Here is an 11,047-nt window from a genome sequence, read left to right as displayed (position 1 = left end):
AATAGCAAGCATTTTTTGGACAAAAAATAAAAAATCGTGTGGAAAAATGCTATGCTAATAATATGAAACAGTTTATAGCTAGTATTTTTCCGCCAACAATTTTCAAGAAGCGCGCACAGTATGCGGCGCTGGCAGCAGGTTTCTGGACGATTATTATAATGTTGGCGCAATTGTTTAGGTTCGAGAAATTTCCAAAAACTCTAGAATCGCTGGGGATTGGCGACGGCACTATCACCGCGATTGCTATAGTTTTGCTAGAGTTTATTTCTTTGCCATTTTTGTTGTCTATGCCGCGGTTGAGTAAGCTAGAGCGGCGAATATCAGGTGCGTGCACATCGCTAGCGCCTGGCGTTTGGCTGGCGATTAGCGCGGTTGTACTGATGAGCGGCGGACAGGGAAAAGTTAGTTTGTTTGGCGCGGTAGCGGCGCTGCCGGGGGTGATTAGTCTACTGCTGGCCGGCGTGTGGCTAGCAGCTGCGGCGTATTTGACTGCTAAACTACGGCGGCTAGATTTGAAATAATGACGCTCTAGTGATATATTAAGGTAGGCGCGATGGGGTGTCGCCAAGTGGTAAGGCACTGGGTTCTGGTCCCAGCATGCGGGGGTTCGAATCCCTCCACCCCAGCCAAGAAATAATGATATGAAGACAACTACTCCCCGCATTCCGAGTGGTTTCAGCGAATACCTGCCAGGCGACCAAATAGAGTTTAATCGTTTGCGCGACATTATTCGCGAAACTTATGAGCGCTATGGCTACGCGCCGCTGGACACGCCAGATATTGAGCTGAGCGAGGTATTGCTGGCGAAGGGCGGCGGTGAAACCGAGAAACAGATCTATCGGTTCGAGCGCGGCAAGAATGATTTGAGCTTGCGTTTTGATCTAACGGTGCCGCTGGCGCGCTACGTCGCCGAACATGAAGGCCAGCTGGTTTTTCCGTTCCGGCGTTATCAGATCGGCAAAGTGCACCGCGCCGAGCGAGCTCAAGCCGGGCGTTTCCGCGAATTCTACCAGTGCGACATTGATGTGATTGGCTCAGAAAGCGTGGCGGCCGATGCGGAGTTTCCGGCGGTAATTAATGACATTTTCGAGCAGTTTGCTTTCGGCGAGTTCACGATTCACATCAATAATCGTTTGGTATTGAATGGCTTTTTCGCTGGAATTGGTTTGGCCGATGTATCGGCGGATGTACTACGAGTAGTCGATAAAATCGAGAAAATATCACGTCAAGATTTTATGGCGGAATTACGCGAGTTGGGTCTTAGTGAAAAGCAAGTCTTGCAAGTAGTTGCTTTCACAGAAATTAGCGGTAGCAACGACGAGATTTTATCGCAGCTAGAGTCAATGAAAAACGAGATCAATTCTGATGATTTCGCACTTGGCACGGCAAAATTACGTGAGTTGCTGGCGATGCTGCGAAACATGGGCTTGCCAGAGCAGCGTATTCAGTTAGACCTACGGATTGCGCGCGGACTGGATTATTATACTGGCGTAGTCTACGAAACGACGCTTGATGATTATCCAGAAGTCGGTAGTGTTTGCTCGGGCGGACGCTACGATAACTTGGCCGAGAACTATACGCGGACGCGTCTACCGGGAGTTGGCGTGTCGATTGGTCTGTCGCGCTTATTCTACAAACTGCGCGAGGCAGGCGTCGTGTCTAGCCATCGCCAGACGTTGGCGCGCTGTATGGTGGCGGCCTTTAATGATGCACAATTCGGCGAGGCGCTGCAAATAGTTGCCGAGCTGCGGCGAGCTGGCGTAGCGACAATCCTCAATACCGAATCGGTGCCGTTAAAAAAGAAGCTGCGCTATGCTGATCGTCTTGGTATACCATTAGTCGTTTTGATTGGCGAAGAAGAAGTGCGCGGCCGTTTCGCGACAGTGAAGGATATGGCAACCGGTGAGAATAAGCCCATTCCCCGCCAGCAACTAGTCGAGGAGCTGCAACGATAAGGTGGCTTGGCTGGTTAAGATAATCGCCGACTGGCTGCTGATTCCGTTAGTATTGCTGGCTTTGTATGAACTATTTTTTAAGGTTGAAAGTAGGCGCCGCTATGAAATTTATTCTCGCGTGCTGATGGCTGGGCTGACGTCTTATGTGGTTGCTAAAATCCTTGGGCTAATATATCAGCCTGAACAGTTGCGTCCGTTTGAGCTGCTTGGCGTTAACCCAGGGGCGGCTTATCTGAATAATCCGGGATTTCCGTCGGATCACGCGCTTTTTGCGATGTTTTTGGTGCTGGCGGTCTGGTATGCACTGCGTCGCCGCTCGATTACTATAATTATGCTAACTATGGCGCTGCTAGTCGGCGTTGGCAGAATATTAGCGCTGGTGCATACGCCGCTTGATGTTGTCGGTGGCATGGCGGTGGCTTGCTTGGGGGCGTTGTGGTACGTGGATTGGCCTAATGCTAAGCTTGCATCTAGCAAAAAACGCAAGAATGTAGTAAAATAACTTAGTAAGATGACTAATGTGGAGAAACCTATGAACAACGCAAACGAGACTGCAGCGGTGAAGCTGGAGCCGTTTATTCCGATGGACAAAAAGGATATCATTCGAGCTGCTATCTATGGAGCATTCGCTGGTGCAATACTAACGGTGTTGTATATTTTGGTTGGCCGGGTCGCGTCGGCGGTGATGTGCCGCGGCGATAATGATTTATGCCAGAATGCACCGCTGTATGTAGCAATTTTTTCGGTAACTTTGGTGTCAATCGGCGGATTGATACTGCTGTCGCAGGCGCGAATTTACCGGCCGTTATTTATCGTTATTGCTTCGATAGCGGCTCTATGGGGTCTGCAATCATATTTAGCGCTATTGCCGTGGTATTGGGCGATGGCGGCGATGACGGTAATTGGTGCGTTGACGTATGCGATGTTTACTTGGCTGGCGCGATTGCGGTCGTTTATACTCTACTTGGTTGTATCGATTGTGCTGATTGTAGCGGCTCGGTTGATTATCGCTGGGTAGCTGGCACAGAACCGTTATTTGCGGTATGCTAGCTATATGGAAATAATGGTTTTGCTTATAATTTTAGTGATAGTCGTCGCAGCAGCTAGCGTGGTTATTTTTGTGCTGATGCAGCAGCTGAAGCGAGTGCAAAATAACTCGGCGGTAGAGCTGATTAAGGGCGATGTTGTTGAATTGTCGCGCTCGATCACTAATTTGCAGCAAACAATGAGCGACAAGCTTGAACGCTCGCAGCTGTCAACTCAGCAATCGGTACAAAAGCAGCTTAGTGAAAGTTCAAAATTGGTGGCTGATGTCACGCAGCGCTTGACCAAGCTCGACGAGACCAACAAGCGTGTCGTTGATGTGGCGACTGATCTCAAAACCTTGCAAAATGTTCTACAAAACCCCAAGCAGCGCGGTGTTTTCGGCGAATATTATTTGTCGAGCGTTCTCGAAAATATTTTGGCGCCAGGGCAGTATCAGACTCAGTATAAGTTTCGCGACGGCGAAATGGTTGATGCGGTGATTTTTCTTGATAAGGGTCAGATTCTGCCAGTTGATAGCAAATTTAGCCTCGAAAATTACAACCGAATGATTGAAGCTAGCGGCAAAGAGCGCGAGCAGCTAATGCAAAAAGTCAAAGCTGATCTGAAAGGGCGCATCGACGAAACCAGTAAATATATTCGTCCGAGCGAGCATACTATGGATTTCGCATTTATGTTTATTCCCAGCGAATCGTTGTATTATGATTTACTGATCAATAATGTTGGCCAGGGTGGCAGTTCGCGCGATCTGATTGAGTATGCTTTTCGCGAAAAGCACGTGATTATCACTAGTCCGACGAGTTTTATGGCGTATTTGCAAACGGTATTGCAAGGTTTGCGCAGTTTGCAAATCGAGGAGCAGGCTAAGGATATTCAAGTCCGCGTCGGCAAGCTCGGACAACACATCGCCAAATTTGAAGAGTATATGCAAAAACTAGGCAATAGTCTCGGCACGACAGTCAATCATTATAACAACGCTCATAAAGAGCTCGGTAAAGTTGATAAAGACGTAGTGAAGATCGCTGGTAACGATTCTTCTGTCGAAGTATTGGCGCTTGATCGTCCGTCATCTGTTGATAAGAAGTAAAGGTTTTTGGCTATCAAAATATCCCGCCGATAGACGGGATATTTTTGTTAAGAAAGCTAAGACTTAGTCTTTCTTTTGCCGGCCAGCAACCAACACGTAGAGGTTGGCACCGACAGCGGCGCCCGCTAAAGCGCCAACTAGCGACTCGAGCGAGAAGCGCGAATTGACAACTTCGTTAGAGCCAGCTGAACCAGTAGTGAGCTCCTTTTCGGTCGAATCAGTCATTGCTAGCGCAACAGCCGGGTTAAGGCTAGCACCCTTAACGTAAGCGACGTGAGGAATCTCAACTTTATTAGAAGCCGAAGATGTTGCTTTGCTTTGGTAATCGGCGATTGCTTGCGTCTTGGCGGTCGATAACAAGTAGCCAGATGTCAAAATGCCGACTGCCAGTGCCAAGCCAACGCCGAGCGCTTTGCCGGTATTGCAAGTTTCTTCGCGCGATAGAACTGCTGCTAGTCCGAATAGGAAGATAGCGGTGCCGACCAGCTCAATGCCGAATATCGACCAGTTCATGCTGCTAAATCCGCTAAAGCCGAAGTTGATTGAGCCACCAGTAACCCAGTTGGTGACGATTACAGCCAGCATAGCGCCGATGAACTGGGCGCCCCAGTAGAACGGCAACAGGATTGTCTTGAGCTTGCGCATAGTCCATAAACCAAATGTTACGGCTGGGTTGACGTGCGAGCCCGAGACAGCGCCGATGCTCATCACTAGCATTACTAGCGTGAAGCCGATAGCTAGCGCGCCAACGCCGCCGTCTTTGAATGTGGTCAAAGCAACCAGCGTCAATACGAACGTACCGATTAGTTCGGCAAAGATTATATTTATGATATTTGATGGTAACTTGGCGCTGCTGCGTTTAGTTGTCGTAGGTTTGGCAGCGGCAGTTTCCTTCTTTGGTGCTTCTACTTTTTCGGCAGATACTGTACGAACAGTCGTCTTGCTGGCGGCCGTTTTCTTGGCGGTCGTCTTCTTCTTGGTAGAAGCGGCTTTTTTAGTAGCCATGAATATTCCCTCCTTTACTGAAATATAGACATAGTATAACACAAAAATATTTTGGGTTGTATACATCTGTTATAATGATGATATGGGACGTTATTTTGAACAGACAGAAAGCCGCAGCGAACTACAGCAACGGATTGCTGCCGACTTGCGGGCAAAAGCAGCGCAGAAGGCAAAGCAAGAAGGCGAGCCAGTTCCGGGTGTTAGCGGCGAGCTAATCGAAAACTCAGAATATTTGAAAGGTACCAAGGCTACGACAACTCTAGCACCAGCTTGGGTGTTTATTGTACTGATGGCAGTTGGCGTATTTGTGTTATTCGTATATCAGGTGAATAAGTAGGTTAGCAATGGATTTCGAGAAAGTTTTACAAGTTTTATCAGCGCGGGCGGCTCAGTCTAACCACCCGCAAGAAGTATTGCGCGCTCCAGAAATCAAAACGCTGTATGATCACATCAAGACTTTGCCAAATGATGAGCGCGGCGCTTTCGGCAAGCGAGTCAACGAGCTGAAAAAATCGCTAGAAGTAGTCATAGAAGTTCGCCGCCAGGAGCTCGATAAAGTCGATTTGCCACCAATTGACGTGACGGCGCCGATGGACATCAATGCACCGCAGCCTGAATTACTGCCGAGTGAGCAGGGTACGATTCATCCGCTGAGCGCCGAGATTGAGCGTATTTCTGACATTTTCAATCGCATGGGTTTTGTGACGGAAGAGTCGCGTGAGATTGACGACCAATTCCACATGTTTGAGAGTCTAAATTTCCCGAAGGGTCACCCGGCGCGTGATGATTATGATACCTTCATGACTGAGGAAACTGACGCTAATGGCGACCGCTTGATCGCGCCAGCGCACACCTCGACCATGCAAAACCGCGTGTTGAAAAAATATCGTGGTAATTTGGCAAACGGCGAGGCGATCGCTGCCATCGTGCCCGACCGGGTGTTCCGCAACGAAGACCTGGACGCGCGGCACGAGCACACGTTCTATCAAGTCGAAGGTGTGTATGTCGCCAAGGGAGTCAATGTCGGCAACCTCATCGCCACCTTGCAGGAGTTTTTGCAGGAATATTATGGCAAGAAACTTGACGTGCGCGTCAATCCATTTTACTTCCCGTTCACTGAGCCGAGCTTTGAATTTGCATTGAGCTGCCCATTCTGCGAAGGTAAAAATCCGGATTGCAAAGTTTGCTCGGGTGAGGGCTGGATTGAGCTGCTGGGCTGCGGCATGATTCATCCGAATGTGCTGCAGGCTGCTGACATCGATCCGAACGAATACACTGGCTTTGCCTTTGGCTGCGGCATCGACCGCTTGGTGATGATGAAATACGGCATCGAGGACGTGCGGCATTTTGAAAGCGGGAAATTGGACTTTTTGGAGCAGTTTTAAGGTTTTAGTATAACCCCATACAAAATATCCCGATAGGGTCGCGTCACGACCTCTGCCGAACTAAGGTCGAGTTTGGTTTCAATTTCACTAATCATCGCTAGGGCACTAGTCTCATCGTCTGACAAAACCTCAACTTCCACGAACGTCCCAGCGTCTTTGATTTCGTCTATAGCCACCGTTGCCTGCGGAAAATCAGAGGACTGAAACGATCGCCGGTATTTGTTGACCTCGACCAGCCGCACCATACCGAGGTTGGCGAGCAGCTGTTTGGCGATTGCCGCGTCCCCGGGTTGAATTGGCAGGTTTGTCTCGGGCTTAATGATCACATCATTCTCTGTATGTGTCGCAGCGGTCGTCGCAGGCTTATATGTCACCTCAGCAAAACCATCGCGCTGGCGAATCCGCAAGCATTCAACCGTCTGCATGAAATCGACATCAGGACGAGAATAATATGTATCAATTTCGTGGCGGCTACTCTTTGGCTTAAAACCGAGGTCTTGCAATTGCTTGATTAATTCTTTTGCGTCACCGGTTAGCTGGCGTTTGCGTTCGATTTCTAGTAGTTTTTTGGTCATTTGGTGGCCTTTCGGGTTCTTATCTAGCACTGTGTTTACCTAGATAATTAATTCATTAGCGCGAATAGCAGCGGCGATTCGACGGGTAATAGTGCTCATAAATTAAGGATAGAGCAGTTTACTGCATCATGCAATAACTATTTAGGAGCGTGTTGTAAGGTTTATGCTATAATTAAGTTATAAAGGTTATCAATACTGCAATCCTTGCTGGATATCAACGGCCAGTAAAAAGCAAAGTTCGCTTATGAAAGGTGTAAAAATGTCTGTAGCGCTCAGTAGCAAAAAGATAATACTAATCGTAATATGCGTGATACTTGCGCTGATAGCAGGATTTGCGGCTTGGGCTTTTCTGTGGCCAAGTCGCAGCGCTGAGTTGCAAAAAGCCGACATCAAGCGGCGCGATTATGGCCAATCGGTGGCGGATATCCAAAAAGTCATTGCCGATGATACCGCCAATAATGAGGTGCGGCCAGATTGCCGGCCGATTTTGAAGACTCACGGCAAGAAAACTGCCCGAGCGGTAATGATTCTTCACGGTGTTAGCGCTGAACCTTCGGGAATGGTTGAGCTGGCAAACTGGTTTTACCAGGCGGGCTACAATGTGTACGTACCGCGAGTGCCGCACCACGGTATGAAAGACAATAAACTCCACGGGAAAGTTCGCGCCAGCGAATTGGTGAAGTTCATGGGTGACAGCGCTGGGCTAGTCAGCGGCCTGGGCGACGAGCTGGGCGTGATCGGCCATTCTGGCGGCGGCACGCTGGCAACGTGGCTGGCGCAGTATGGCGACGGATTATTCTCGCGGGTATTACTGCTCTCGCCGTACTATGAACCAGACGCTTCTAAAGCACCGAAGTGGCAAATGGCGCTGCTGCGCAATGTCTATGGCAACCATTTGCTGCCAGATCAATTCTTTGACGGCAATTTGTCGTACCGGGCGCTGGCAAATTATGTCATTATCAAGCAGAATTATCGCAATGATTTGAAAGCTGAAGGCTTGAAGCATCTCGGCTTGATAATTGGCAGCGAGGACGATTTGATTGATAAAAACATGGCGCTAAATATCGCCGAAGGCATGGCTAAGGCTAGCGGCGCCGAATTTACTTACGAAACGACGCCAGCTTATATCGGCGCTGGCCACGAATTAATATCTCCAGAAGACAAAGCCGTTAAGAAGTACAAGAAAGAATTGTACGGCATGTACCTGCGGGTGTATGAGAAATAGTATTTAGTAGTTGCGTACTATCAGACGTTTTTCATTTTCGGCTTAGTTAGGTGGAGATCTGTTATAATGGTCTATTGTGACTGCATGTAAAGTAAAGATATCCACGAGACCGTTTAGGAGTGCCGTTTCTGGCAGCAAAATCGCCAAATCGCGGCTGCATAAGGGGTGCCGCCGAAAAACACAGTCTAGCGGCCAAGCCATGCTTGCTCGTAATATTAAGTATCGTCAGGCTGCGCCCGCCCGAAAAATGAGGATTAAAAAGCCATATTACGACGCTATCATGTCGGGTCGTAAAACCCTGGAGGTTCGCGTTGGCTATGGCAGTATTAAGCGCTTACGGGCTGGCGAGCTATTGCAGCTAGAAACCAGTCATGAGTCTGGCGCGGTACGGATTAAGTCGATTCGTACCTACGATAATTTTGCTAAGATGCTGGCAGCTGAGGACTGGCAACAAATTGTGCCGCAAGCTAAAGATAGAGCGGAAGCGCTTCGGCTTCTTCAGAAAATCTACCCGCCGCGCAAAGAAAAACTCGGCGTGTATGCTATTGAGATTGCGAAATTAGAGAAAGGCAAATCGGCTAAAGGCAAGAAAAGCAAATAATACTTTTTAGGCGCCTCGACGGCGTATTTTTGCAATTAATACAATTTTGTGGCATCATAAAAGATAAATGATTCAATATAAAAGGAAATTAGAATAATATGAGTGAACTTCCACACCTGTTAACAGCGGCTCCGTCTGAATATCCTAGTGGTGCGCCATCGCTGTCAGGAATTGATCCTATGCCGACACCACTGACTGCTAAGCTAGCTGGGGTGCCAGGGTTGGATATAGCAGGAATAGTGAATCGTGGTTTGGAGAAAAATGAAGATGGTAATCCTTCGGTAGAAGCCGTACAAGGCATTGGCAAGACGGCAAGCCGTGCTATGTTCAGAAATTTAGCAGATGAGGTGAGCTCAAAAGACCCCAAGCTCTATCATAGGAACTCAGAGTGAGAATGACCCGACGGCCACGAGGATGCTAGACGATCTAGAAAAACGCGTAAAAGCTGGAGAGGCTGGCGCGCTTGTTGCTCCTATTCCTCCAAAATCCTTAGAAATGCTCAATAATCTAAATGGAAGGGTCGAAGAAAGAGGCGGCCAGGCTGGCGAATAGTCTCTGAATAATAGAATGGAAAAAGGTAAAAATATGGGCGCAGATAGTGCTTCACAATGGGACAAATAGGAGGTGTATACTATGAATTGGCTTGCGGTTGTTGGCACCCGCGAAATGAATGACGCGATTTGCCGCGATATTGAGCGATTTGTTGGTCAGAAGATTGCTGAGGGCAGTGGTATTGTATCGGGCGGTGCTACTGGTGTTGATCACGAGGCGGCCCGGCTGGCGTATGAAAACGGCTTGGATGCGTCGCGGTTTAGTATATTTCTACCGGTGAAATTAGAGTTGTATTGCCAGGCACTGTACGATCGAGCGGCAGCTGGTAAATGCCGCTACGACGATGCGGTTGATACGGCAAATCTTTTACAAAAGATTTGCCAGAGTAGGCCTGGCGTTGTGCACGATGTCACTGAGTTCACTGAAGTCAATGCCGAATCATTTCATGCGCGCAACTGTCAGATTGTTGACTTGGCGGACGAACTAGTAGCTTTTCGAGTGAATAATAGCCGAGGTACGACATTTACTATTGATCAAGCCCGAGATAAAAACATTCTAGTAAAAATTTTTGATTACTCAATCACTTCGCTCTGACTGCCATACTTAGCGATGATTTGTGTTGCTTGTGCCACGTCGTTTACGTTGTCTGGCGTAGCAATTGCGTGCCAACCGTCACTACCGAGCAAAATGCCCAAATCAAGCAGCATTCGGTCGATGTCGGGCGCTATCGAAGGTTCATCAGTATAAGATATGCTATGCAAATAATCGACAAAGCGTTGATTCAGATCGGGCGAGCGTAAATCCCGGGCGACGGTCTGGACGCAGCGGATAATGTCAGCAAATTGGATTGGCCCCGATTGTACACTGAGATGCAGCGTATTAGTGACAGACATGTATTCGGCGTGATATTTGATATGATTGTCGTCGGTGTAGGCGCCAAATTGGAGGCTAAGCTTTTGGCTGATTGATAAGTTCAAAAAGTGCATGTATTCATAAAATAGCGGCAACGTTTCGGGTCGTTGCTGGCGGAATTGCTGCGTTAACTGAAAGGATATATAGAGTTTGCGTGGAATTGCTGACGGCTGGTTAGTCGAGTAAATTATACCGCTGGTTTGGTTAGTACTGCTATTCAGCCGCTTGATATTATCGATGTTTTGCCATGGCCGAGAGTCAAGCTGTCTTAATTCGTGCATCATTCGGCCGCTGTCGGCAACGTATAGCTGGTTTGGCTCCTCGGCCAGCAAACGGTACAGAGCTAGTGAAACCGGCTCGTTGTCCATTTCGCCGAAATCAGTTGGCAAGGTTAATATCTTGTTGGCTAACCGCGTGGCATCGACCGAGTGCCAAATACTCTTAATAATGATAATGCCGCCAGGGTAAGTATGTCCGTCTAGCATGTAGTCGATCAACTGGTACTGGCCTTGCTGGTACATGAATTCGGCCGCCGTCGCCAAAAACATATGCTCGTATAAATGAGCTAACTGCGTGCATGGATGGTGCTTAACCATAGTGATGCGCTTCATTACATTAATTATAGCAGAGAGTTAGAGCTGATGTTCTTTGATGCGGCAGCGAATGGTTTTCGCGGGCAATTTTAGCTCGCGTACGATAGTGTTAT

General features: G+C 48.3%; 14 protein-coding genes and 1 tRNA gene. 12 read left to right on the top strand and 3 right to left on the bottom strand.

Translation table 11 applies throughout. The features are described from left to right. The first annotated feature begins 62 nt into the window (after positions 1-62). From G1ANC_RS02330 to G1ANC_RS02305, 6 genes are all read left to right on the top strand, one after another. Complete coding sequence (locus G1ANC_RS02330; RefSeq protein ID WP_129693419.1) at positions 63-521, top strand: hypothetical protein; 459 nt, start codon at positions 63-65, stop codon at positions 519-521. Positions 522-554: 33 nt separating this feature from the next. Next, positions 555-629: transfer RNA gene (locus G1ANC_RS02325), tRNA-Gln, on the top strand. A gap of 12 nt (positions 630-641) precedes the next feature. Then, a complete protein-coding gene (hisS, locus tag G1ANC_RS02320; RefSeq protein WP_129693418.1) occupies positions 642-1,955 on the top strand; it encodes a histidine--tRNA ligase in 1,314 nt (437 codons plus the stop codon). A 1-nt stretch (position 1,956) separates the two neighbouring features. Next, entirely contained in the window at positions 1,957-2,457 is a 501-nt protein-coding gene (locus G1ANC_RS02315; RefSeq protein ID WP_129693417.1) for a phosphatase PAP2 family protein, read from the top strand. Between the two features lie 30 nt (positions 2,458-2,487). Next, entirely contained in the window at positions 2,488-2,973 is a 486-nt protein-coding gene (locus tag G1ANC_RS02310) for a hypothetical protein (RefSeq protein ID WP_129693416.1), read from the top strand. Between the two features lie 36 nt (positions 2,974-3,009). Beyond that, positions 3,010-4,086: a DNA recombination protein RmuC gene (locus G1ANC_RS02305; RefSeq protein WP_206660709.1), complete on the top strand. Its 1,077-nt coding sequence runs from the start codon at positions 3,010-3,012 to the stop codon at positions 4,084-4,086. Between the two features lie 63 nt (positions 4,087-4,149). Here G1ANC_RS02305 and G1ANC_RS02300 read toward each other — a convergent pair whose 3' ends face one another. Next, entirely contained in the window at positions 4,150-5,091 is a 942-nt protein-coding gene (locus G1ANC_RS02300; protein WP_164997979.1) for an MIP/aquaporin family protein, read from the bottom strand. An 82-nt stretch (positions 5,092-5,173) separates the two neighbouring features. Here G1ANC_RS02300 and G1ANC_RS02295 point away from each other — a divergent pair, with 82 nt between their 5' ends. After that, a complete protein-coding gene (locus G1ANC_RS02295) occupies positions 5,174-5,428 on the top strand; it encodes a hypothetical protein (protein ID WP_129693414.1) in 255 nt (84 codons plus the stop codon). Positions 5,429-5,435: 7 nt separating this feature from the next. Further along, positions 5,436-6,476: a phenylalanine--tRNA ligase subunit alpha gene (gene pheS, locus G1ANC_RS02290; RefSeq protein ID WP_129693413.1), complete on the top strand. Its 1,041-nt coding sequence runs from the start codon at positions 5,436-5,438 to the stop codon at positions 6,474-6,476. Here pheS and cyaB read toward each other — a convergent pair. Next, a complete protein-coding gene (gene cyaB / locus G1ANC_RS02285; RefSeq protein ID WP_164997978.1) occupies positions 6,473-7,051 on the bottom strand; it encodes a class IV adenylate cyclase in 579 nt (192 codons plus the stop codon). The two genes, pheS and cyaB, sit on opposite strands and share 4 nt — an antisense overlap. A gap of 259 nt (positions 7,052-7,310) precedes the next feature. On the opposite strand from cyaB, the gene G1ANC_RS02280 reads away from it, so the two are divergent. The 4 genes from G1ANC_RS02280 (at position 7,311) to G1ANC_RS02265 (ending at position 10,023) form a co-directional block, all read left to right on the top strand. Next, on the top strand, positions 7,311-8,276 hold the full coding sequence (locus G1ANC_RS02280; RefSeq protein WP_164997977.1) for a carboxylesterase: 966 nt from the start codon (positions 7,311-7,313) through the stop codon (positions 8,274-8,276). A gap of 247 nt (positions 8,277-8,523) precedes the next feature. After that, positions 8,524-8,877 carry an ASCH domain-containing protein gene (locus G1ANC_RS02275; RefSeq protein WP_206660708.1) on the top strand — a complete coding sequence of 118 codons (354 nt, stop codon included), beginning with the start codon at positions 8,524-8,526 and terminating at the stop codon, positions 8,875-8,877. Between the two features lie 98 nt (positions 8,878-8,975). Beyond that, positions 8,976-9,269, top strand: coding sequence for a hypothetical protein (locus G1ANC_RS02270; protein ID WP_129693409.1), 294 nt, complete (start codon positions 8,976-8,978; stop codon positions 9,267-9,269). Between the two features lie 241 nt (positions 9,270-9,510). Then, a complete protein-coding gene (locus G1ANC_RS02265; protein ID WP_129693408.1) occupies positions 9,511-10,023 on the top strand; it encodes a DNA-processing protein DprA in 513 nt (170 codons plus the stop codon). On the opposite strand, the gene G1ANC_RS02260 is transcribed toward G1ANC_RS02265, so the two are convergent. Beyond that, positions 10,002-10,952 carry a hypothetical protein gene (locus G1ANC_RS02260; RefSeq protein WP_129693407.1) on the bottom strand — a complete coding sequence of 317 codons (951 nt, stop codon included), beginning with the start codon at positions 10,950-10,952 and terminating at the stop codon, positions 10,002-10,004. The two genes, G1ANC_RS02265 and G1ANC_RS02260, sit on opposite strands and share 22 nt — an antisense overlap. Positions 10,953-11,047 lie beyond the last annotated feature (95 nt).

It is taken from the genome of Candidatus Nanosynsacchari sp. TM7_ANC_38.39_G1_1, from assembly GCF_004138385.1.
The sequence above is the reverse complement of the archived record's forward strand: the minus strand, read 5'-3'. Positions and strand labels throughout refer to the sequence as shown.